This window comes from Mangrovimonas sp. ST2L15 (assembly GCF_001280515.1).
GTDB classification, from domain to species: Bacteria; Bacteroidota; Bacteroidia; order Flavobacteriales; family Flavobacteriaceae; genus Mangrovimonas; species Mangrovimonas futianensis.
In genome coordinates, this window is sequence record NZ_LBIQ01000035.1 from 204009 (window position 1) to 228696 (window position 24688).

Annotated in this window: 22 protein-coding genes; 16 read left to right on the plus strand and 6 right to left on the minus strand. The window is 36.6% G+C overall.

Features of this window, described 5'->3' with window-relative positions:
- Window positions 1-2 precede the first annotated feature (2 nt).
- Together ZA07_RS13995 and yaaA are read left to right on the plus strand one after the other, a co-directional pair.
- The gene (locus ZA07_RS13995; RefSeq protein ID WP_053972387.1) at window positions 3-1043 is read left to right on the plus strand and encodes an RluA family pseudouridine synthase; all 1041 of its coding nucleotides are present in this window, start codon (window positions 3-5) and stop codon (window positions 1041-1043) included.
- A 90-nt stretch (window positions 1044-1133) separates the two neighbouring features.
- Entirely contained in the window at window positions 1134-1892 is a 759-nt protein-coding gene (gene yaaA, locus ZA07_RS14000) for a peroxide stress protein YaaA (protein WP_053972388.1), read from the plus strand.
- 26 nt (window positions 1893-1918) lie between these two features.
- On the opposite strand, the gene ZA07_RS15945 is transcribed toward yaaA, so the two are convergent.
- Window positions 1919-2047, minus strand: coding sequence for a 30S ribosomal protein THX (locus ZA07_RS15945; RefSeq protein WP_082316616.1), 129 nt, complete (start codon window positions 2045-2047; stop codon window positions 1919-1921).
- Window positions 2048-2102: 55 nt separating this feature from the next.
- On the opposite strand from ZA07_RS15945, the gene ZA07_RS14005 reads away from it, so the two are divergent.
- Window positions 2103-2771: a uracil-DNA glycosylase family protein gene (locus ZA07_RS14005; RefSeq protein ID WP_053972389.1), complete on the plus strand. Its 669-nt coding sequence runs from the start codon at window positions 2103-2105 to the stop codon at window positions 2769-2771.
- Here the strand turns inward: ZA07_RS14005 and ZA07_RS14010 are convergent, their stop codons facing one another.
- Window positions 2772-3128, minus strand: coding sequence for a MauE/DoxX family redox-associated membrane protein (locus tag ZA07_RS14010; protein ID WP_053972390.1), 357 nt, complete (start codon window positions 3126-3128; stop codon window positions 2772-2774). It abuts the gene before it with no gap.
- Window positions 3121-4101 (minus strand): carboxypeptidase-like regulatory domain-containing protein, encoded by a 981-nt coding sequence (locus ZA07_RS14015; protein ID WP_053972391.1) that lies wholly within the window; start codon window positions 4099-4101, stop codon window positions 3121-3123. Before ZA07_RS14015 ends, ZA07_RS14010 begins: the two co-directional genes overlap by 8 nt.
- Window positions 4102-4371: 270 nt before the next feature.
- On the opposite strand from ZA07_RS14015, the gene ZA07_RS14020 reads away from it, so the two are divergent.
- From ZA07_RS14020 to ZA07_RS14045, 6 genes are all read left to right on the plus strand, one after another.
- Entirely contained in the window at window positions 4372-5196 is an 825-nt protein-coding gene (locus ZA07_RS14020; protein WP_157492157.1) for a transporter, read from the plus strand.
- 59 nt (window positions 5197-5255) lie between these two features.
- Entirely contained in the window at window positions 5256-5903 is a 648-nt protein-coding gene (locus ZA07_RS14025; protein WP_053972392.1) for a hypothetical protein, read from the plus strand.
- Window positions 5904-6086: 183 nt separating this feature from the next.
- Window positions 6087-7136, plus strand: coding sequence for an HAD family phosphatase (locus ZA07_RS14030; protein WP_053972393.1), 1050 nt, complete (start codon window positions 6087-6089; stop codon window positions 7134-7136).
- A gap of 154 nt (window positions 7137-7290) precedes the next feature.
- On the plus strand, window positions 7291-9582 hold the full coding sequence (gene katG, locus ZA07_RS14035) for a catalase/peroxidase HPI (protein WP_053972394.1): 2292 nt from the start codon (window positions 7291-7293) through the stop codon (window positions 9580-9582).
- Window positions 9583-9750: 168 nt separating this feature from the next.
- Window positions 9751-10176 carry a hypothetical protein gene (locus tag ZA07_RS14040; RefSeq protein ID WP_053972395.1) on the plus strand — a complete coding sequence of 142 codons (426 nt, stop codon included), beginning with the start codon at window positions 9751-9753 and terminating at the stop codon, window positions 10174-10176.
- Between the two features lie 163 nt (window positions 10177-10339).
- Complete coding sequence (locus ZA07_RS14045) at window positions 10340-11410, plus strand: BamA/TamA family outer membrane protein (RefSeq protein ID WP_053972396.1); 1071 nt, start codon at window positions 10340-10342, stop codon at window positions 11408-11410.
- A 7-nt stretch (window positions 11411-11417) separates the two neighbouring features.
- Here the strand turns inward: ZA07_RS14045 and ZA07_RS14050 are convergent, their stop codons facing one another.
- Both ZA07_RS14050 and ZA07_RS14055 read right to left on the minus strand, forming a co-directional pair.
- A complete protein-coding gene (locus tag ZA07_RS14050; protein WP_053972572.1) occupies window positions 11418-12500 on the minus strand; it encodes a PCMD domain-containing protein in 1083 nt (360 codons plus the stop codon).
- 11 nt (window positions 12501-12511) lie between these two features.
- A complete protein-coding gene (locus tag ZA07_RS14055) occupies window positions 12512-13282 on the minus strand; it encodes an outer membrane beta-barrel protein (protein WP_053972397.1) in 771 nt (256 codons plus the stop codon).
- Between the two features lie 353 nt (window positions 13283-13635).
- Between ZA07_RS14055 and ZA07_RS14060 the strand changes: the two genes are divergently transcribed.
- From ZA07_RS14060 to ZA07_RS14090, 7 genes are all read left to right on the plus strand, one after another.
- Window positions 13636-15198, plus strand: coding sequence for an arylsulfatase (locus ZA07_RS14060; protein WP_157492158.1), 1563 nt, complete (start codon window positions 13636-13638; stop codon window positions 15196-15198).
- 227 nt (window positions 15199-15425) lie between these two features.
- A complete protein-coding gene (locus ZA07_RS14065) occupies window positions 15426-16982 on the plus strand; it encodes an arylsulfatase (protein ID WP_082316617.1) in 1557 nt (518 codons plus the stop codon).
- Window positions 16983-17167: 185 nt separating this feature from the next.
- Window positions 17168-18877 carry an amidohydrolase gene (locus tag ZA07_RS14070; RefSeq protein ID WP_053972398.1) on the plus strand — a complete coding sequence of 570 codons (1710 nt, stop codon included), beginning with the start codon at window positions 17168-17170 and terminating at the stop codon, window positions 18875-18877.
- A gap of 72 nt (window positions 18878-18949) precedes the next feature.
- Complete coding sequence (locus tag ZA07_RS14075; RefSeq protein ID WP_082316630.1) at window positions 18950-20530, plus strand: arylsulfatase; 1581 nt, start codon at window positions 18950-18952, stop codon at window positions 20528-20530.
- Between the two features lie 97 nt (window positions 20531-20627).
- Window positions 20628-21383, plus strand: coding sequence for a DUF2490 domain-containing protein (locus ZA07_RS14080; protein ID WP_053972399.1), 756 nt, complete (start codon window positions 20628-20630; stop codon window positions 21381-21383).
- A 239-nt stretch (window positions 21384-21622) separates the two neighbouring features.
- The gene (locus ZA07_RS14085; protein WP_053972400.1) at window positions 21623-22366 is read left to right on the plus strand and encodes a DUF2092 domain-containing protein; all 744 of its coding nucleotides are present in this window, start codon (window positions 21623-21625) and stop codon (window positions 22364-22366) included.
- Window positions 22367-22381: 15 nt separating this feature from the next.
- Window positions 22382-23431 (plus strand): DUF6515 family protein, encoded by a 1050-nt coding sequence (locus ZA07_RS14090; protein WP_053972401.1) that lies wholly within the window; start codon window positions 22382-22384, stop codon window positions 23429-23431.
- A 62-nt stretch (window positions 23432-23493) separates the two neighbouring features.
- Here the strand turns inward: ZA07_RS14090 and ZA07_RS14095 are convergent, their stop codons facing one another.
- Complete coding sequence (locus tag ZA07_RS14095) at window positions 23494-24669, minus strand: porin (RefSeq protein WP_053972402.1); 1176 nt, start codon at window positions 24667-24669, stop codon at window positions 23494-23496.
- Window positions 24670-24688: the final 19 nt, after the last annotated feature.

The window sequence follows — 24688 nt, forward strand, 5'->3', positions numbered from 1 at the left end:
TTATGGCTGAGGTAATCAATGATATCGATGAGCAGGATGATGAGCTCTATGAACACTATGCTTTTACTGCAGAGAAAGGGCAACAACCTTTACGCATAGATAAATACCTTATGAATTTTATTGAGAATGCAACCAGAAATAAAATTCAAGCGGCCGCAAAAAGTGGAAATATCTATGTCAACGATATTCCTGTAAAACAAAATTACAAAGTCAAACCTTTTGATAAAATCAGGGTGATGTTTGAACATCCACCTTATGAATATTTATTGACGCCCGAAGATATACCGTTGGATATTGTCTATGAGGATGATGAGGTATTGGTCATTAATAAACCAGCTGGATTGGTTGTGCATCCAGGCCATGGTAATTACTCCGGAACCTTAATCAATGCCTTGATATATCATTTTGAAAATTTGCCCAATAATTCTAGTAATAGACCAGGCTTGGTTCATAGAATTGATAAGGATACGAGTGGTTTATTGGTCATTGCCAAAACTGAAGAGTCCATGACGCATCTTTCCAAACAGTTTTTTGATAAAACCAGTGAACGGGAATATGTAGCCTTGGTCTGGGGAAATGTGGAGGAAGATGAAGGAACCATAGAAGGCCATATTGGGCGTCACCCAAAGAATAGATTACAAAATACAGTTTTTGAAGGAGATGAAGCTGATAAAGGAAAACCAGCTATTACCCATTTCAAGGTATTGGAGCGATTAGGATATGTAACGTTGGTTTCCTGTAAGTTGGAAACCGGAAGAACCCATCAAATCCGTGTGCATATGAAACATATAGGACATACTTTGTTTAGTGACGAACGTTATGGGGGACATCTTATTTTAAAAGGGACCACTTTCACAAAATATAAGCAATTTGTAGAAAATTGTTTTAAGACTTTGCCTAGACAAGCGCTTCATGCAAAAACACTAGGTTTTGTTCATCCAAAAACTGGAGAAACATTACGTTTTGATACAGAGTTGCCTGAAGATATGCAGCTGTGTATAGAGAAATGGCGCAATTATGCAAAACATCAGGAACTATTATAATTTTTCCTTATTCCTTTATTGTAAAACTCTTAAGAATGTGGTTGCTGAATAGCCTTTCCATTTGTATTTTTGGAGTAAATAAATCAATTTATGAAACTGGTATTATCACCCGCTAAATCTTTAGATTACGAAAGTCAATTGCCTACAGACAAACACACCGAAGCCTGTTTTTTAAAAGAGGCGGATAGACTGAATAAATTATTAAAAAAGAAGTCGGCCAAAAGTCTTTCAAAATTGATGCATATATCCGATAGTTTAGGGCAATTGAATTATGAGAGAAATCAAGAATGGGAATTGCCGTTTACACTAGAAAATTCAAGACCGGCTGTATATGCTTTCAATGGTGATGTGTATCGTGGATTGGATGCTTATGAGATTTCTTTAGATAAATTGGATAGGGTACAAAATACAGTGAGAATTTTATCAGGTTTGTATGGGGTCCTTAAGCCTTTGGATTTAATTCAACCATATCGTTTGGAAATGGGAACCAAAATGCCCGTTGGGAAGAATAAAAACCTTTATGAGTTTTGGAAGAAGAAAGTAACCCAAGCGCTTAATGAGGAATTAGAAGATGACGAATTGTTCCTGAATTTGGCAAGTAATGAGTATTACAAAGCTATTGATTCTAAAGCGTTAAAAGTACCTGTGATTACAGCAACCTTTAAAGAATTTAAAGGAGGTGAGTATAAAAACATAGCTATTTTTGCGAAACTAGCCCGTGGGTTGATGGCAAGATATATTATTGAAACAAATGCTCAAACCGTTGAAGACCTTAAAGGATTTAATTATGAAGGCTATGGTTTCAGCGAAGAACTATCTTCTAAAACTGAATTGGTTTTCACTAGATAATTTAGAGAGATAAGTACGTAGGATTCTTACTGTGCTTTTTTGTTAACGTTTATCTTATCTTCAGGTTTTGGTTTCTTTTTGATTCGGGGTCTCCTTACCCCGTGTGAACCTCTATTAATTTTACCGCGTTTGGTTTTTTTGTCTCCTTTGCCCATTTTTATCAGTAGATTTAGCAACTTAATTTACAAAAAATAGGACAAAAGGACAAACATGTTCATTCATAAGCATCCATATAAACCATTCATTCCAAAGCAGGCTACAAAATTAATAGTAGGTACTCTGCCGCCTCCCAGATTCACAACGGGCAATCTAAAACCAGACGACGTGGACTTTTGTTATGGAAGTAGGGATGGGCAATTGTGGCGAATTTTAGACCAATTGTTTGACTTAAACCTTGTCTATGAAAACACCAAATATGCCATTGATCAGCGTAAAGATTTTTTGAAATCACAAGGCATTGGTATTTGTGATATGGTTGAAAGTGCGCTTCGAGAAAAAGTAGATGCCTCCGACATAGGCATGCAAGATGTGGTGTTAAGAAATCTTCTGGGACATATTAAAGTTCATCCTAATATAGATACCTTATTGTTTACGGGAGGCAACAGTAAAAATGGCCCGGAATATTTTTTCAGAAAACATTTAAAATTGAATGGATTGAATCTTACACCAATAAATCAAGAGGTTCCTAGAATTCATATTTTTGATATTAAGGATAAAAAAAATATGACTCGCACTATAAGAACAGTTTCGTTGACGGCGCCTTCCGGTAGTGCTAATAGGGCTGTTGGTAGTATGCCTTTATACAAACAAATAAAACAGCGAAACCCGAGTTTTACAACCTTTGATTTTAGGGTGATGCAATACCGAGAGTTCTTTTAGTTAGAAGTAAGAAAAAGCCCAATACATTAAAACAAACTGTAAAGGTATTCTTAAGATTAAAATCCATTTTGGGATTTTCGCACTGATTTTTTCATCATTCAACATATAGAAATGAACCGTTAAAAATACTAGTAGCATGCAAATGATTCCTAAAACAGCAAAAGGTCTTGTGGTCTTGATACAAACAGTAATGCCTAGGAGGATTTCCATGATACCACTCAAATAGACCAGAAGTTTGTGGTTAGGCAAATAAAGAGGAATAATCCTCATATACATCTTGGGTTTGATAAAATGCATCAACCCTGCTAGGATGTAGAGACCTCCCATGAGGTACAGATGCCAAGGGTTGCTATTCATCTTTATACTTCCTGTAACTTATTCCCATGCCGTAATTGTTTTTACCTGCCTTTAAAAGGGTAGATCCTTGAAAGCTTCCTTTTTGGAATGGTGACCATTCATTGGTATATTGAAACACCCTTTTTATAAAGGTTCTTGTTTCCCGAATTTCATCTGTAAAAGGTAACAAAGGTCTAAAGTTGGTAGGTATTTTAACCATACCGCTTCTTGATTTGATTTCTTTATATTGCTTGTTAGGAAGTAGATTTCCCTGTTCATCAGTATAACCCATCACCTGAATGGAAATAAACAAACCGTTTTCTGGAATAAAGATTTGGTTAGATGTGACATCCAAGTCATATTGGTCGCCATCTTCCTCGGTAACTCTAAAAGTGACTTGTTGGTAAGTCAATGGGTCTCCTGGATAACCACCTTCGTTTTTATAAAATTGGGCTTTAAATAAGGTCGAAAATTCTTTTTTATCAGCATTGGACCGTTTCCGTTTGTTCCAATCTTCAGATTCCAAGGCAATGGGAAACTGTACAGAAGTTAATTGCTTTAATTCGGACCCCTCATTCTTGAAAAACACGGCAATTTCTGATTCCAAAGTTGGAAGCCAGCAACTGTAATAGTCATCATCTAAATAGGGTTTTAGTTTTTCTACTTTGTATTTGCGATCTTCTAAATTAGCATAAATTACCACTTCGTCTAGGTGATCTATTTCTTCCTCCATAAAGATGGTCTCTGGGAGTGGTTCAGCAGGAATATTAAGGTCCTTATAACCTAAAGCAGAAATGTATAAAGTGTCAATATCGGGATAAAGTTTTTTTGTAAAAGTAAAGCTACCTTGATCATTGGCAAAGACTCCAAATCCATCACCAAATGATATGGTTGCAAATGAAACAGGGTCATTGGTTTTTTTGTCAATTATTTTGGTTTGTGCAAAGTTCAATCCAAAGCTTAAAAGGACTATTAAAAGGATGCATTTTTTCATAGTCAAAAGATATTAATAAAATATGGTCAAAGTCAAATCTGATGTCGATTCTTTTATAGTGTAAGTTTTAAAAAACACATTTGGGAGATTTAAAATTTCAAAGTGTGTTTCAAAAAATGAATCCAAAAAGTTAACATCTGTCAAATAAATAGTACATTTGATTGACGCTCAAAGAGAAACGTTTAGAAGCCTTACGGAGTTTAAAGTATTAGGTTCTAAATTCGAAATTATATGAGGCCCATTGGGGGATAATTTGGAAACAAGTTTTTTATGAAAAATTATTATATGAAGTCTTTATTTTCAAAATGCTTGCTTGCCACAGCACTACTATTTGGATATTCTATTTATGCCCAAGACGAGACAAGCTCTGCAGATGCCCTAGCTAAGCAACTTCAAAACCCTGTTGCTAGTTTGATAAGTGTTCCGTTTCAAGGGAATTTGGATTTCGGTTATGACCCAGAAAACGGAACCAAATTTACCTTAAACATCCAACCAGTCATTCCTATAAGTATTAGCGAAAATTGGAATTTAATAGGTAGAGTTATTTTGCCCGTTGTTTCTCAAACCGACATCTATGGTAACAGCGGAAATCAAACAGGGTTAAGTGATGCCGTAGTAAGTGCGTTCTTTTCGCCTAAGGAGCCGACATCAGGAGGATTAATTTGGGGTGCTGGACCCGTGTTGTTGGTGCCTACAGCAACCGATGATTATTTAGGAACTAAAAAATTTGGGGTGGGACCCACGGCAGTTGTCTTGAAGCAGTTAGGTACTTTAACTGCCGGTGCTTTGGTAAACCATATTTGGTCTGTGGCTGGAGATAGTAATCGACAAGATGTCAATGCTACATTTTTACAACCGTTTCTTGCTAAAAACTTTGCGGGAGGTTATGCCTTGGCACTTAATACAGAATTGACCCAAAATTGGGATTATAAATCTACTTCTGGTTCTATTAATATTGTTGGATCTAAAGTAATCACTATGGGAAGCCAAATGGCACAGCTTTTATTGGGACCAAGAATTCATTATGGCAATGGTAATGCTGCTGATTTTGGTGTTCGGTTTGGACTAGTATTGCTTTATCCTAAAAAGCAATAACTTTCATTAGCTATCCTAATAATAAATGTTAATCAATAATCAATCTATAAAATCATTCAATGAAAAAATTACTTATTTTATGTATTAGTGTGTTACTGGTTTCCTGCGGGTCATCAACAAAAATTGTAGGTGCTTGGACCAATAAAGATAAATTGGCCACTAGGACTAAAGGTTCTGTGTTTATTTTGGCAATGACCAATAATACTCAGGCCAAAAATGTTATGGAAGAAGAAATTGCCTTTCAAGCTGGTCAACGAGGTATTAAAGCAACCAAGAGTAAGGACATCTTTATACAAAAATTCACCAAAGAGGATATGCCTTCCAAAGAATATCTTTTAAGGGAAATTAAGGCTACTGGTGCAAAGACTATTTTTACGGTCAACCTACAAGACAAGGAAACCACAACAAGATACCATCCTGGAAATGAAATGTATGTGTCTGGTTATTCACCTTATATGTATGGCTATTATAACAGCTTTTATGGCTATTATAATTATTCCTTTCCCATTACATATACGCCAGGATATTATGATACAACCAAAACTTTTTATTTGGAAACCAATCTTTATGATGTAGAAACTGAAGAGTTGCTTTGGTCTGCACAGTCAAAGACCTATGATCCGGCAGATATGGAAGATTTCATCAAAAGTTATTCGGAAGCTATCATACATCAGATGATTGAAGATGGTGTATTAAAATCAGAATAGAGATTTTCTTATAAAAATTAGAACTCAGAAGACCACTAACATTTGCGTTAGTGGTTTTTTTTATTTTAAAACTTTGATTTACAGTTGTTTTTGTGTTTGAGGTTGATGTGATTTTTGTTACCTTAGATGAGCTATTTTTTAATCCTATATGCTTAATACTGTAAACTTAAATCCTCTTAAATCATGAAAAAATCATTTTTAAAGCCAATATTCTCAGCAATCGCTGTCCTATTCTTTTTGAGCTCCTGTAAATCACCAAATGAGGAACCAAAATCGATTCAAGAGGAAACAGTTGGTCAACAAGAACAAATAACGGATGTCTTACCCTCTTGGAACGATACGAAAAATAAACAAGCCATTATAGATTATGTGAATGCGGTTACTAAAGAAGGAGGAGCTGAATTTATTCCAATAAAAGATCGAGTTGCGGTTTTTGACAATGATGGTACCTTATGGAGTGAGCAACCCGCTTATTTTCAACTATTGTTTGCTATAGATCAGGTAAAAAAAATGGCCAAAGACCATCCGGAGTGGGAAGGGAAGCAACCATACCAAGCTGTTATTGATGGAGATATGACTTCTCTATCAAAACAAGGCATGAAGGCTATTGTGACTTTGATAATGACAACCCATGCTGGTATGAGCACAGATGATTTTGAAGAAGAAGTTGTCAACTGGATGGCTACAGCAAAACATCCCAAAACAGAGCAACCCTACAATCAAATGATTTTTCAACCCATGTTGGAACTTTTAGAATTCTTGAGAAAGCATGATTTTAAGACCTATATTGTTTCGGGTGGTGGCATAGACTTTATGAGGGCTTGGGCCGTTGACGCTTATGGCATTCCAGAAGATCAAATAGTAGGAAGTGTTATAAAAACGCAATTTGAAATGACCGATGAAGGCCCTCGTTTGGTGCGTTTACCAGAATTAGATTTCATAGATGATAAAGAGGGCAAACCAGTTGGAATACAGCATTTTATTGGGAAAAAACCTGTTTTTGCTGCTGGAAACTCTGACGGAGATCTTCAAATGTTACAATGGACAGCGTCTTCCGATTATAAAAACTTCGAATTGTATATTCATCATACCGATTCTGTTAGGGAATGGTCTTATGACAGAGGTTCCCATATAGGTGGTTTTGACAAAGGTTGGGATGAAGCCGTTGATAAGGGGTGGACTATTGTTGATATGGCCAAAGACTGGTCGATAATCTATCCATTTGAAAAATAAATGGAACAATAGAAAAGTGAACTTTCAAGTATAATATATTTAGTAATTGATTTTTACTATCGTTTTATTATAACAATCAATATTATTTATAGTTTGAGTGTGCCCTTATGCAATTAATATTGCCAAAAACATATTCAATATAAATAATTAACCGATGAGGAAATTAAAATTGTTAGTTACGCTACTTACCGTAACCTTTATAGCATTGTTATCCTGTCAATCCAAGAAAGAATCTGATGGGCAGGTAGATACTTTATCAGGGGCTACCAAAAAAAGCAGGTCCCAAATGAAAGCCACAAGTAACAGTGATTGGTGGCCTAATCAACTTAACTTAGGTTTGTTGAGGCAACATTCCAATTTAAGTAATCCTATGGCGGAGGATTTTGATTACGCAAAAGCCTTCAACCAAATAGATTATCAAGCATTAAAGGAGGATATTAGATTGGTGCTTACCGACTCTCAAGAATGGTGGCCGGCAGATTTTGGTCATTATGGAGGGTTATTTATCAGAATGGCTTGGCACAGTGCTGGAACTTATAGGACTGGAGATGGCAGAGGAGGGTCACGTTCTGGACAACAACGATTTGCTCCTTTAAACAGCTGGCCCGATAATGCTAATTTAGATAAGGCTAGGCGATTGATATGGCCAATCAAGCAAAAATATGGGAATCAAATTTCTTGGGCAGATTTAATGGTCTTGACGGGCAATGTGGCACTTGAAGATATGGGCTTTAAAACATACGGCTTTGCTGGAGGTAGAGAAGATACATGGGAACCAGAATTAGATGTGTATTGGGGCGCTGAAAAAAAATGGCTAAGTGATGAAACGCGTTATTCCAGTGAACGTGAATTAGAAAACCCTTTGGCAGCGGTTCAAATGGGATTGATTTATGTAAATCCTGAAGGTCCGAATGGAAATCCTGATCCATTATTGGCGGCGGAGGATATTCGTGCGACTTTTGGTCGTATGGGAATGAATGATGAAGAAACAGTTGCTCTTATTGCAGGTGGCCATACCTTAGGAAAAGCCCATGGCGCTGGAAAGGCATCACATGTAGGAGCAGACCCGGAGGGATCTGATATTGAGGCTCAAGGATTCGGATGGAAAAGTAATTATAAATCAGGGAAAGGTGCAGATGCTATTACTTCAGGTCTAGAAGTTACTTGGACAGCCACTCCAACCAAATGGAGCCATATGTTTTTCTTTAGTTTATTTGAAAATGAATGGGAATTGACAAAAAGTCCCGCTGGAGGTCATCAATGGGTAGCAAAAGGAGAACCTAAAATGATGGTTCCAGATGCTTATGATTCCGAAAAACAACATAAGCCAACCATGTTTACAACTGACTTATCTTTGAGATTCGACCCTGGATTTGAAAAAATTTCAAGAAGATTTTATGAAAATCCTGAGTTGTTCAATGAGGCCTTTGCAAGAGCTTGGTTTAAATTGACCCACAGGGATATGGGGCCTAAAACTACTTATTTGGGTCCAGAAGCTCCAACAGAAGATTTGATATGGCAAGATCCTATTCCTTCCGTAAATCATCCTTTGATTAATTCTAAACAAATCACAGAACTTAAGAAGGACTTGTTGGATTCTGAGTTAAGCATTCAGGAATTGGTTAGTACAGCATGGGCTTCTGCATCCACTTATCGAGGATCTGATAGAAGAGGAGGTGCTAATGGAGCCAGAATTAGATTAGCTCCACAAAAAAATTGGGAAGTAAACCAGCCTAAGCAACTCGCTAAAGTATTGGGAGTTTTAGAAGAAATCCAAAAAGAGTTCAATGCAAACCATATTCCTACACAAATTTCAATGGCAGACCTTATTGTCTTGGCTGGGGACGCAGCTGTAGAAAGAGCTGCAGCTAATAGTGGCATAGATGTGACTATTCCCTTTGTTCCAGGGCGTATGGATGCTTTGGCTGAACAAACAGATGTAGCCTCATTTAATTTATTAGAGCCAATGGCAGATGGATTCAGAAATTATTTAAAGACTCAGTATACTATACCTACCGAGGAACTATTAATTGATAAAGCACAATTGTTAACCTTGACAGCTCCAGAAATGACTGTTCTTGTGGGAGGTATGCGTTCATTAGGGATTAATTACAATGCTTCCAAAACGGGAATTTTTACTGAAGATATTAATGTTCTAAATAATGATTTCTTTGTCAATTTATTGAATATGGATATTGAATGGGAGGCCGCTGATGATTCCAAGGAGCTTTTTATTGGAAAAAATAGGGGTGATGGAAAAGAAATTTTCAGAGGAACCAGAGTAGACTTGATTTTCGGGTCGAATTCAGAATTAAGGGCCTTGGCAGAAGTTTATGGGAGCCAAGGTTCTAAGGAACAATTTATAAAAGATTTTGTTAATGCTTGGGATAAAGTCATGAAACTGGATCGATTTGATTTAAAATACCCGGAATCTTCTTTGGATTAAATTATTTCTTTGGGAATTTTGATAAAAAAACGTGATTTTATATTCACGTTTTTTTTGTTTTGTGTTTTATGTAATTGTTTAATTTACAAAATTTTAAATGTAAAAAGTTTCAATTGTTAAAATCATATTTATTAAATTAGGGTTGTCTAATCTTAAGTCTTTTAAATAATGAAAATCTTCAAATTCTTTTTACTGCTTTTCTTTGTGTTGATTGCTCAAAATGGTTTTTCTCAAAAAAAATCGGCTAAACAATTGGCTCGAGAGGAATATAAGGTTGATACCTTAATAACTCAAGAAGAGCGTTGGAATAGGCAAGTTTGGTTCAACGATCAAGTGGAGAAAATGAATATGAACGATGATTTGCGAGATGATTATAATTCCATAATAGGCTATCATTATTACAAAGTAAGTAGGTTGAACGATTTAGATCAAAACTTAAGCCTTCCAGAAATGAAAGAGAAGTTCGATGATGAAATAAAAAAATTAAATATAGAGGCCAAGGGCCTATTAAGTGAAGAACAGTACCAGATACATTTGGAAAGCGTCGAAACCTTTGTGCACTCTGTTTACAGAAAAATGGGCTTCAATAAATAATTTTAAATCAGAATACAATTGAAAAATAGGAAGAGGCCTTTAGTCCTTGATGGATTCTGGGCCTTTTTTATTTAAATAGATTTTTCATCTTGATTACTTAAGTTTAAACATAAGCTCAGATTTAGAATTATTTCATTACTAATAACCAAACAATTCATTATTAATGAAAAAAGCACTATTCATCTTTTCCCTTCTTTTTGTGTCTATGCCTATTTTAGGTCAGCAAAAGGAGAATGACAGCCTTATGAATAATAAGGAAAAGGATAAAAAGGCCGATTTCACAGTTATGCCCTTTATAAGCTACAATAGAAATTTAGATTTCATGATTGGAGTCATTCCTATGGTCATGTATCGTCTTCAAGAAAATGATACAATTTCTCCTAAATCCTTATCTGGTGTTTCAGCAGTTTATACGACTAATAAGTCATATGTAGTGGGTCTCTTTAATAGATTTTATTTTAAAGAAGACAATTGGAGAGGGACTTTTTATCTTTTTAACGGAGATGTTAACTCCCAATTTTTTATGGATGGTTTTGAAAATGCTGGTTTTTATAATTATACAACAAATGCCACCATGTTAAGTGTTGGTGTCCAAAAGAAGATTATTAAGGGTTTTTATGGGGGACTTAGCTATAACTATGCTAAATATGATACAGACTATGAAGACCAAATCTTGGAGGCAACTACTACCATTACTCACGGTTTAGATTTCAACTTATTATATGATACGAGAGATAATGTGTATTACCCACATTCAGGTGTAAAGGTGAATGCCAAATGGATTACATACCCTACTTGGTTTGGAAATGATGAGGTAACCAATCGAATTAAAACAGCTTATAACACCTATTTCCCAATGAGACATGAAAAAGATGTTTTGGCAGCTCGATTTTCAGGGGACTTTGGCCTGGGCAGTGTGCCTTTTGAGCAACAAACAGTAGTGGGAGGGAAGGATATAAGAGGATATTCGGAAGGAAAGTACCGAGGCAATATCGTTATGGCACTTCAAGGCGAGTACCGTTACAACATAAATCGAATAGGCTTTGTTGGATTTGTGGGGGTTGCAACCTTATTTGACTCCGACAATGAGGATTTCAATGGAGAGTTTCTTCCAGGCGGAGGAATAGGTTATAGATATCAGGCCTTTAAACAAACCAAGTTTAACATCGGTTTGGATGCTGCGTTGGGTAAAGACGACTGGGGTATTTATTTTAGAATTGGAGAAGCTTTTTAGTTCAAATTTACTCGTATACCAATTCAATGTCATCTATTATTAAAACACTATCAACCGCTCCAGCAAAATGAGCGCCATCAAAGCTTGATGAAGCCACAAAGGTTATATGGGTAGAAAGCCCAAATTGAGCCAGATCATCACTTACAAAAATGCCATTCTCCGGGAACATATAGTCTGGGTAACTGTTATCTAATTCGCCATAAATAAAGTCCACCTCTTGTGTAGTAAGACTTCCCTGTTCTGCATCACTTCTAAACCAGGCAGTTGCCAACCTTTGAATATTTCCAGATTGCCTTATTTCCAAAAGGGCATAAATGTCGCAGGCATCTCCATAATTTAAAGGATTGCCATCTTGATCTTCGTTTTCCGGCCCAGGTGTGTATTGGTATTTGAACCGAAGTTTGGTGGGTCTAGCAGCAAAAGGGGTTCCGAATTCAATAGCCGCTTCAGGATCACTTATTTCTATATTATCCGGATTGAAATAACCTGTAAAAAGAGACCCAGCTGCAATGGGGGTTCCAAAGGTTCCTGCCAATGGTCCTAAGTCTAAGGTGATTAATTTGGCCGCCAAATTACCGTTGCCCAGATCTTCTGGGAAAGTTGCTAAATCACCTAGAATTTGAGTGCCTTGGTTTCCAGTACCCCATATGGTTGTGTTGGCATCAGAGCCAGGTTCATAATAATTTGATGAAGTGAGATACCATAGATTTAAATCTCCATTGCTTAATTGGGGCGTTTCTGAAGCGACAATAGCTTCAATGGTCCAAGGATGGACAGAACCATCCTCTGCAGTAACCATTATAATTTGATTTTCCTGAAGATTCAAAACATCGCCTACAGATTTATCGGCATAAGCAAAAGATGATATTTCTAATGTTTCAAGAGTAATTTGCGTTAAATCCACACCGCCTGGAATTTCTACCTTAACCAGAAGACTGTCGGTTAATATAATGGCATTTCCAGCTTGGTTGCTAACCAAAATCTCTTTGATATTGCCGTAGGAAGATGCTCCAAAATAATCTTCTTCAACACATGAATTCAAGAATGAGCTAGCTAACGTAATTAAAAAAATAAAGATGATCTTTTTCATGATTCCCATTGTTATTTTCCAGCTCCAAAATAATAGGCAAGACCTAGTTGAAGGGATAAAATATTGATTTCAAAATCAACATTTTGAGTGGTTCTTTTAGATGCTTCCGTGTTATTGACGGTTCGTTCTCGTGTATTTATCTCATATCCAAGGACATTCAATCCAATTTCAAGAGCAAAGTTTTCCATCGCAAAAAAGGTGACTCCTGGACTCAAACCTAAACGAAACCTATTATTGGTAGTGTACGTCTTATTGATTTCATCCATGTTTGAAATATCCCTGGTAAGGCTCGTGCTTCTACCGTAGGTAATCCCAATTTCTGTAAAAAAGCTTAAACGCTCATTGGCTGTTAATGGAACTGCTGTTCTCAAAAATGGCGTGATGGCAAATCCTCGAGAGATCGTATTAGAATAAATGGTGTCACTGTCTTTTAGGACTAATCCACTAAATTTATCTTGATTGTAATTCAGGTTTACCCCCAACATGGCATAATTCCCAATAAAATATCCGCCCTTTAAATTAAGGTCATATTTATTTTGGTTACCATCAATTACCTGACGCAAAAGAAGGTCTGTGTTTTCCAATTTTCTGTCTTCAAGAGACATGGCAAAACCTACATAAACGTTACGCTTCTTAAAGGGTTTGAATTTGGAATTATAATAGGTGGAAATTAAATCGTAAGGGGTATAGGTACTATCCTTCTTTTGCTCTTTGTCTTGAGCTAAAACCATGAGAGGCAAAAGAAAGATGAATAAATAAATGAATAAACCCTTTGCTTTCATGAAACTGTAATATCTTAATGATTAATTCTTGAAATTATTCTATTGAAAAGATACATAAATTTCATGAGATTTCTAGTTTAAATCATATGGTAAATAGTGAGTTAAATAATAAATGTCATAAGATTTAAAAAGTAAAAATGGGAATTTTATTAGGCTTGATTCTTTAAAATTCCTAGTTATACTCTGGAGTTTCAAACTTTCTGCTATTTATGGTGAGAATATAAGTAGTTTCTTAACAGTAATTTTAAATAGTTTCTATTGTAGTGTTCTTTTTTTCAGTAACTTAGGAATTGTATTGGTTAAGCCATTTAATTTTTAAGCTATCAAACATCTTTAATTTTAAACAATCTATTATGAGAAAATTAAATTACTTCAAAACACTTGTTTTGACTTTAATGCTTATTCCTTGTTTATCGATTGCCCAAAAAAAGCCAAATATTTTGGTGCTTTGGGGAGACGATATCGGTACTTGGAACATCAGCCACAATAATCGTGGTATGATGGGTTACAAAACGCCAAATATTGACAAAATAGCTAAAGAAGGTGTCGCATTTACAGATTACTATGCACAACAATCTTGTACTGCTGGTCGTGCGGCTTTTATAGGTGGTAATGTACCCGTGAGAACCGGAATGACCAAAGTTGGTTTACCTGGAGCCGAACAGGGCTGGCAAGAAACAGATGTGACTATGGCGACTGTTTTAAAAAGTCAAGGATATGCTACAGGGCAATTTGGTAAAAACCATCAAGGCGATTTAGATACGCATTTACCTACTAATCATGGTTTTGATGAATTCTTGGGGAATCTTTACCATCTAAATGCAGAGGAAGAACCAGAGAATTATGATTATCCTGGAGATATGGTCATGAAGGATGGCCAAACTTTTAGAGAAAAGTTTGGGCCTAGAGGTGTACTTCATACCTGGGCAGATGGTAAGGGAGGTCAACGCATAGAAGATACGGGCCCATTAACCAAAAAGAGAATGGAAACCATAGATGATGAAACATCAGATGCAGCGATAGAATTTATCAAAAAGCAAGTGAAGGCAGGTAAGCCCTTTTTTGTTTGGTGGAATGGAACAAGAATGCACTTTAGAACCCACGTGAAAGAAGAGCGCAGACACAAAGGTCATGACGAATACACTGACGGAATGATTGAACACGATATGCATGTGGGTAAATTTTTGACTTTATTAGACGAATTAGGAATTACTGATAATACTATCGTAATGTATTCCACTGATAATGGACCACACTACAACACATGGCCAGATGCTGGAACAACGCCTTTTAGAGGTGAGAAAAACTCTAACTGGGAGGGAGCCTATCGCGTACCTGCTTTTGTAAAATGGCCAGGGCATTGGCAAAAGGATGTTACTCTAAATGGTATTGTAGCCCATGAAGACTGGTTGCCAACCTTTGCTGCTGCTGCAGGAGCACCTGGAATTAAAGAGAAAATCAAAGCTGGAGTCACTTTAAATGGACGCAGCTATAAAAACTACATTGATGGATATGACATGAATGATTATTTATCTGGAAAAACCGAAGAATCCCCCCGACATGAATTTTGGTATGTTAATGATGATGGTCAAATTGTAGCAGCACGATATGATGATTGGAAGGTGGTGTTTCTTGAAAATAGAGGCGTGCAGTTTGGAGTATGGATGGAGCCCTTTACAGAATTACGTGTTCCTGTGATTGAAAATTTAAGAAGAGATCCGTTTGAAAAAGCCCAACATAATGCCAATGTGTATTATGATTGGTTATTAGATCGCGCTTATGTTTTAGTGCCTATTCAACAATTGGCAGCTCAATTTTTAATGACTATGAAAGAGTATCCTCCTAGTCAAACACCTGGTTCTTTTAATTTGAGTTCCATCGAAGAAAAACTAAAATCAACTATGGGGGGTCGATAAAAATTCATCTCATTTAATATAAAGAGCCATAATTTATGGCTCTTTTTTTATTAATTCTATATAAAATATTTTGTGGAATTTACTTACAATAATTGACTGTTAAAATCATTTTTGTTTCTATTTTTAAGGTGGTATTTGGTTGATTTTTATTAACTTCATGCTCCTTTTAAGTTAATAGCAATCAAACGAGTTCATTTTAATTATAAACTTATATAAACGTAACTCTTATGAAAAAACAAGTTGCTATTAAAAGATTAGTTATACTCAATCTTCTTTTATTTTCCATTTTATCGTTTTCTCAAGACAAGAAACCCAACATTTTAATCATTTTTCCAGATGATGTGGGTTGGAGTAACGTAAGTGCGTATGGCAATGGCGTTATGGGATACACAACGCCTAACATAGACCGCATCGCTGAGGAAGGGGTTAAGTTTACCGAGCATTATGCACAGCCAAGCTGTACGGCAGGACGCGCTGCACTAATAACTGGGCAATACCCTATAAGAAGTGGTATGACTACCGTAGGTAGACCAGGTGGCCCACTTGGACTTAAAAAGGAGTCTCCAACCCTTGCCGAAGTACTTAAAGAACAAGGCTATGCCACTGGACAATTTGGGAAAAACCATTTAGGTGATCTTAATTCCCATTTGCCAACGGTTCATGGGTTTGATGAATTCTTTGGAAACCTATATCATCTAAATACACAAGAAGAATATCAGCAAAAGGACTATCCGCAAGATCCAGAGTTTTTTAAAAAATATGGGACTCGTGGGGTATTACATACCTGGGCTACTGATGGCGACGATACTACTGTAGATCCACGTTTTGGTAAGGTCGGTAAACAAAAGATTGAAGACACTGGGCAACTTTCAAAAGAACGCATGGAAACCGTAGATGAAGAGTTTATGGCAGCGTCCATCGATTTTATTAAAAGAGCTCAAAAAGATGGTAAACCTTACTTTGTTTGGTTTAATCCAAGTAGAATGCACATGTATACCCATTTAAAACCAGAAAACCGCTATTTAGCACAGCCTTATACTACAGAACACGACTTTTATGGTAGTGGTATGATGGAACATGATATGATGATAGGTGAAATGCTGGATAAACTAGAAAAAATGGGTGCTTTAGAAAACACCATTGTTGTCTATTCTACTGATAATGGACCAGAACACAGTGCTCGTTTACATGGTGGGACCACACCATTTAGAGGTGAAAAGATGACCACATATGAAGGCGGCGTTCGCGTTCCTATGATGGTTATGTGGAAAGATCATATTCCTGCTGGTAAAACACTTAGTGGCATTCAATCGCATATGGATATTTTTACAACTATAGCAGCCGCGGCAGGTGTTCCTGATGTAGCCGATAAAATGATGAAAGAGAAAAAACAATATATCGATGGGGTTAATAACCTGGATTATTGGTTAGGTAAAAGTGAAAATAGTAATCGTAATAACTTTATATATTATCACGAATCTACGATAAGAGCTATTAGAATTAATCAATGGAAGCTACACTTTGAAACAAGCGAAAACTATTACGCGCCATATGAAAAACAAAAGTTTCCTATTATGTATAACATCCATTTCGATCCTTATGAAAGTTTTGATAACCTAACAGATCGTTCAGATATCGTACAAAAGAAACAATTCTTAAATGAACCTGTTCAAGAAATTCTTGGTGAACATATTAAATCACTTCAAGAATATCCGCCTGTACAAAAAGCAGCCACGTTAGATTTCTCTGAACTTGTAAAACAACTAGGAGAAGGTAAACAATAGGAAATTTATATTGACTAGATAAAACTAAATAATTTAAAAGAAAACAAAAAGGAACTAGAAAAGCCAAAATATTCCAGTTCCTTTTGTCCCTGAAATACAGAAGGTAACTGCATCCGAGATTTTATATCTGGATTGCAGAGGATTTAAATCTCGCATATCGAGTAAGAATTAATAATCCATGAACCATGATAAGAAAATCAGGTCTTATTTTCATTGCCCTTTTAACGCTGTTTTCGTGTAATCAAAAAAAGGAGAAGGAACCAGAAGCTATTTCTTCAAACCAAACCATGTATTTCAATGGGGATATCATTACCATGGAAGGAGATGCTCCTGACTATGCCGAAGCTCTAGTGGAAGAGGATGGTAAGATTATTTTTGTGGGAGCAAAAGATTTGGCTTTAACCAATTATGAAAATGCCAAACAAGTTGATCTGGAAGGTAAAACCATGGTTCCTGGCTTTGTTGATGGGCACATTCATTTTTCAGCGTTAGGATCCCAAGCATTGGCTGCTAATTTACTAGCTGAACCCGATGGAAAAGTAGAAACGGTTGATAATTTGGTTGCTGAGCTTATAGATTGGTCCGAAAATAATGATACGTCTTTATTTGGGGGCTGGATTGTTGGTATTGGTTATGATGATGCCATCCTAGGAAGGCACCCCAATAAAAACGACCTTAATAAAGTTTCAATCGATATTCCAGTTATGGCAACCCATATTTCTGGTCATTTCATGACTGTGAACAGTAAGGGTCTCGAGGTACTAGGTATAACATCTGAAATAAAAGATCCAGAAGGGGGCCAAATAAGAAGGGTCAATGGTACAATGGAACCAGACGGCACCTTAGATGAGCTAGCTGCAATTCCTCATATGTTGAAGATACTTTCTCCAACCGAGCCTGATAAGATTGATAAATTTACGGATGCCGCTCAAAAGTTGGCTTTTAGTTATGGTTATACAACAGCTCAGGAAGGTAGAACTACCTCGAGCCATGAAGCTTTAACAAGTTTTGCACAAAGTGGCAAACTTAAAATTGATGTACCTGCTTATATTGATTACTCCAGGCCAGAACTCATGGCTACCGAATGGTTCAGTAAAACCTATAAAAATCACTATCGTATCGCTGGATATAAACTTACCTTGGATGGATCACCACAAGGAAGGACAGCTTGGAGAACGCAACCTTATTTAATGCCTCCTCCTGGGGCAGATAAGAATTATAAAGGGTACCCAGCACTTCCAGATGAGGCAAAGGTTCAGAAAATAGTTGATACATGCTTTGCAAATAATTGGCAGTTATTAACTCATGCCAATGGAGATGCCGCCATTGATCAAATGATAAACGCCATATCAAAAGCTGCTGAAAAATATGGAAATACGGAAAGGAGAAATGTTTTAATTCATGGTCAGTATCTTAGGTATGATCAAATTGACAGCTTGGCGAAATATGATATCATACCATCGCTTTTCCCAATGCATACCTATTATTGGGGAGATTGGCATAAACAAATAATTGGAGAAGAGCTAGGTGATAAAATCAGCCCTATCAAAACTGCCTTGGAAAAATGTGGAGTCGTGACGAGCCATACAGATGCTCCGGTGGCACTGCCTAATTTAATGATGATTCTTTGGACTACTGTAAACAGGGTTTCTAGAAGCAGTAAAGTAATTGGAGAGACTGAAAAATTGACGCCCTATGAGGCGTTAAAGGCCATTACCATTTGGGGAGCCTACCAACATTTTGAAGAAGATCGAAAAGGTACCCTTGCACCGGGCAAAATGGCTGACCTTGTAATTTTAGATAAAAATCCATTAAAAATTGACCCTATGAAAATTAAAGACATAAAAGTGTTTAAAACGATTAAAGAGGGTGAAGTAGTATTTGAATTAAAATAATGTTTTTTGATAATGATCATTATCATAAACTCAAAGCTAATAAATCAAGTTATTAATTCTAAAGTTAAATTTATGAGTACTTTTTTACGTAAACGGATTATTATCCCAATAGTGTTTTTATTGCCACTATTGGGATGGAGCCAGCAAAAACCCAATATCTTGGTGATTTGGGGGGATGACATTGGCTGGCAAAATGTAAGTGCCTATGGAATGGGGACTATGGGGTATACAACACCCAACATTGATAAAATTGGGAATGATGGAATTAAATTTACCGATCACTATGCGCAACCCAGTTGTACAGCGGGAAGGGCAGCCTTTATTACTGGGCAGTATCCCATAAGAAGTGGGATGACCACAGTGGGGCAACCAGGGGATGCCTTAGGCTTGCAAGCTGCATCTCCATGTTTGGCTGAGGTGTTGAAGGCAGAGGGATATGCTACAGGACATTTTGGTAAAAATCACTTAGGAGACCGTAATGAACATTTGCCTACTGCACATGGTTTTGATGAGTTCTATGGTAATTTATATCATTTAAATACTCAAGAGGAGTCTGAGCAACGTGATTATCAAAATTTTGCTAAAGAGTATTCTGGAGATTTAGAAAGTTACGAAAAGAAATTTGGAACGCGAGGTGTTATTCACTCGTGGGCTACCAATAAAATGGATAATACCGATGATCCCAGATTTGGCGTTGTTGGGAAGCAACGAATTGAAGACACGGGGCCTCTTACTCAAGAGCGCATGAAAAATTTTGATGCAGGTGAGGTTATTCCTGTTGCCGAAGATTTTATGAAACGCGCTAAAGCGGATGGTAAACCCTTCTTTGTTTGGTTAAATACTTCAAGAATGCACTTGTATACGCGCTTAAATGAGGAGTGGCGATACGCCGCAGAGAAATATACTTCAGAAGCTGATTATTATGGTAGCGGGATGATGCAACATGATCATGATGTGGGATTGGTGTTGGAATTTTTAAAAGCCAATGGTCTTGATGAAAATACCATTATTTGGTATTCAACAGATAATGGTCCTGAACACAATTCTTGGCCTCACGGAGGAACTACTCCTTTTAGGGGAGAAAAAATGGGGACTACTGAAGGAGGTGTAAGAGTACCAAGTATGGTAAAATGGCCAGGAGTTATTGAGCCCGGACAAGTCAAAAATGGAATTCAGGCACATATGGATATGTTCACTTCTTTAGCTGCTGCTGCAGGTGTGCCAGATGCGGCCGATTTGTTGATGAAGCAAAAGAAACAATACATTGATGGCGTTAACAATCTGCCGTATTGGAAGGGGGAAACCAATAGATCGGAAAGAGATATGTTTTATTATTATTATGAGAGTAAGCTAAATGCCGTAAGAATGGGACCATGGAAATTCCACTTTATATATAAGGAAACTTATTATGGAACAGCTGAGGCCAGAACGGCACCATTAATATTTAATTTAAGAATGGATCCTTTTGAAAGCTATGACTCTGAAGATGCTTATGGGCATCTTATGCAAAAGGTATCTTGGTTAATGGCCCCAATGGGAGAGCAAATGAATAAACATATTAAAACACTTTTGGATTACCCACCAGTACAAGGGGGTAAAAGTTTTGATATGTCTAGTGTGATGGATGCCGTTGTTAAAAAGGGACATCAGTAACCTTAATATTCAAGTAATAGAAAAGTCTAAGTTCTAAACTTAGACTTTTTTATTTTGTAAGCAGCAATTATTAACAATTCTAAACAAAGATCTGGTCTTGAAAAAATATACGATCCTTATTTTTTCGGTTCTCTTTCTTGTATACTCAAATGGTTGGACTCAAGTAGAAAATGATGACCCCATAGAGGATCATGATTTTACTAGGCAATTATGGTTTGACTTGGAGCCATCTTGGCATTTAAGTGAGCAAAGTAAATTAGTTGGAGAAGTGAGCTATCGAACAGTTGAACCCAAAAGCTGGCATAGATTGATTTTTCGGGCATCCAAACGCACCAGTAAAGACAGTATTTTATTTAAAGGCTTTAAACATAGTGAGGGGCTTCAGTATGGGGTGGGGACTTTTTTCTTTATGAGCGATTACCAGCCAAATAGTTTTGAAATCAGACCATTTCAAGGTTATAGTCTAGGATTTAATATCAGTCCACGTTTCAATTTGGGACAGCTGCTAAGAGCAGAAGAACGCTTTTTGTTTACAAACAATGAAAGCCATAAGTTTTTTGGCTTGAGATTGCGGTACCAAGTAACCGGAACCATTGATCTTAAGGGGTTGCTTTTTCAACAGGGCCGTGGGTTCTACCTTCCCGTTTCCATAGAGGCTTTCTTTAATTTAGTAAAAGTGTCCCAGTTTAATGATGTGTTTAGAATTTCCCCTGGTATCGGGTATCAAGTTAATCCAGATTTTAAATTCCTATTCAGTTTGGCCTACCATTATACAAAACAGGGAGCAGACGATAATAAATTGATTAGAACTAATGATTTGGTGGTTCGTTTCAGGATCTTGAGAACTTTTTAAGATGCTTGTTTGCCTTCTTTCTTCAAACATTCTAATTGATGTCAGAATTGGTTTAGGTAAGACTTAAAATATTCAAATGGTATTTCTGAGTTTTTAAAGACTATTTATAAATCAGAAATTATTGCTAGATGTTAACTTAATTTGTTTGTTTTCAAATGATTATTTGCCTAATTTTAATATCCCTTTTAAAGAATTAGTGCACCACGACGTATTATCTTAAACTTTAAACTAACCCATTTATGAAGTATTGTAATTTTAAGGTCAAACTCTTTATTCTGGGAGTTTGCCTTTGTCCCAGTTTTCTTTTAGCACAAAACGAAAAACAGAAAGATTCCACTGCTATTTACATTTTGGATAAAATGGCAGATGTCATAGGAGATCTGCAAGCTGTTCAATTCTCAATGGAAACATCAGTAGATGAATTAAATGCTCATGGAGAACTATCCACCTATTTTGCGCATAGTGAGGTTTCAATGGTGGGACCGAATAAATTTACGGCCATTGTTCAAGGAGATAAAGGGGAATATGGTTATTGGTATGACGGAGATTATTTGTCCTATTATTCATATAACGAGAATAATTATGTGACGTTGGAAGCCCCAGATACCATTTTAACCATGATCGACAGTATGCACGTTGCCTATGATTTTAAATTTCCAGCTGCCGATTTTTTCTATCCAAACTTTACGGATGATATCATAGAAGGATATGATACAGTGAGATATATAGGTAAGCGCCAAGTAGATGATACACCTTGCTTTTATATAACAGCAGCTAATTCAGAAATGCAAGTCCAATTGTGGGTAACCAATGATAGTCAAATGCTACCTAAAAAATTATTGATTGTTTATAAAAACGACCATTCCTTGCAATATGAAGCTACGTTTGAAAAATGGATTTTAAATCCTGATATTCCGGAATCGATTTTTTCTTTCACACCGCCTCCCAATGCGAAGTTGATCAGTATCCTAGCTAAATCCTAATTTAAACTCTTTCAAATGGTATCTAAATTAAAATTCACATTCAATTATAAAGTATTATTGTTTGCTACCCTACTAGTTTTCATTCTGCCTTTAAATATGGAGGCTCAAAGAATGCGACATGGAGCTTCAAGAGGAGGGGCTAGAACCATGTCCCATTCTCCAAGTAGAAGTATGCAACGACCCGCGGCAAGACCTACCAATAGGGGAGGTTCCATTAATGGCGGACACCAAAGAACTAGTTCTAGAAATTTTACAAAACCGTCAAACAACAGAGCTACTCAGAATAGAACCCCTTCAAGAACGAGCAATAATAATAGGGCTAATTCCAAAATTAAGACACGAGAGAAAACGGTTAACCGGGGGAATGCAACTACTAGAAATCGTCCAACCTCAAATATTAAAACCAAAGATAGAAATAAGGTAAACATGGATCGAAGTAGAAATAGAGGTGATGTAAACATCAATATCAATAACAGCCGGCATTACAACGTGCGAAATACCAGAGTAAGAAGTAGCTCCGTTCGTTATGTGAGACCGCCTTACATCTTTGGTGGCTTTGGGTATTATTGTCATAGACCTTATTTTTATCATCCTTATGTGCCTTTCTATTGGGGACCTTATTACCATCCTTGGGGGTATTTTGTTACCTCTTTGGCAACTACGGCAATCATAGTAAGTATTATCCATGAAAATGAGGAAGATGAAAAAGCTGAGTACCACTATGATAATGGAACCTACTATCTTAAAACAGAAGATGGGTTTGTCGCTGTGCAGCCGCCTGTAGGAGCGCAAGTACCTTCATTGCCTGAAGAAAAGGAAAAGGTAACGGTAAATGAGACTACAAATAATTACTATTATGGAGGCGCTTTTTACGAAGAAAATGATCAAGGGTATATTGTTGTTCCTGCAACCGCCGGAACTATTGTTCCTCATTTGCCTGAAGGTGGAGAAGAAGTTAAAATTGGAGAACAAACATATGTGCAGTTTGGAGAAACTTATTATCAACCTATTCAGGTGGATGGCAAGAATATGTATGAAATCGTAGAAGTCAAAGAAGAAAAATAAATTTCATTTATGTTTTGTTTTATGTAATGCCTTCAGTATTTGATACTGTGGGCATTACTTTTTTATGGCTCTTGTGAGAGTTTTGGGAATTTTAAGAATTTGGAACCCTTGGTTTCTAAATCCAATCTTAATCCAGCAGTTAACACATTAAAATCACTAACTCCAAATTCATCTGTGGCATTAGAAATTCGATATTCTAAGTAAATAAATCCAAACCGAAAAGGTTTGTATTCCCCTCCCAGAATGATATAATTATGTTTTAAGTCTGATTGAAATTTAACATTTGAAATTTTGGGTTGATACGTATTAAAACCGGCTATTAATGAATAGCGCGGTTGTTTAAATTTGGTGAAAAGTTCCAGACCAATAGCATCATAAATGCCAATAATCAATTCATTTTCAATTACAGTATCTGCATAATCACCATTTTCTTGATAGGCATAAACAAATCCAAGATCCCAATGGGAATTCTCAAAGGAAGCCCCTAGACTCCAATAAAGAGGGTTGCCATCGAGTCCTAGGGTATTTTCTCTAATACTTCGTGAAAGGTGTTTTTTATTAATGGCAGAACCTATTTTTAATCCATCTAATAGCTCGTATTGCAAACTTATTCCATATCCATCTACTAAATAGTTGTTAGAGGTACTGTCAAATTGCCCTTGAAGACCCAAAAACCAGTTGCGCCAATGCAATCGATAGGTAACGGATTGGTTAGCTCTTCCTGTTCCTGAACCACCCCCATCTGAATTGCCTACATAAGTGGCGCTTCCTTGTCCACCAAACACATTAAATTTATCGGTAAATTGAGTAATGTCGTAATATACACTCCATTGCTTTCCCATCTGGATTGTTCCATATTTTTTAAAATCAATGCCCACGTAACCCAGTCTAGTGGAAAATACCTGACGGTTTTGGGAATTTTGAATAGCCAAAAAACCACTATTGGTATTTCCATCAGTATTAAACTGAACAGGACCCTTAAATAAATTCATCGCTAATTCAGCACCAACAAAAAAACGAAGCCCTTTTTTATTTGTGACGCCAATTTGAAAACCAATTCTAGAGACATTTTCTTGAAGTTCCAACTCATCGTCGTAGTATGCCATATGGGCTCTAAAGCTTCCGTAGGGGTGAAAATCGAGAAGCACAGAATCTTTAGGTTGCTCTTGGGCATTGCTAGCAAGACAAAAAAATGAAGCTATAATTAAAAGTCCTATGGTTAAGGTGTTTAGGCTCATAATTAAGGTTTTATTCCAC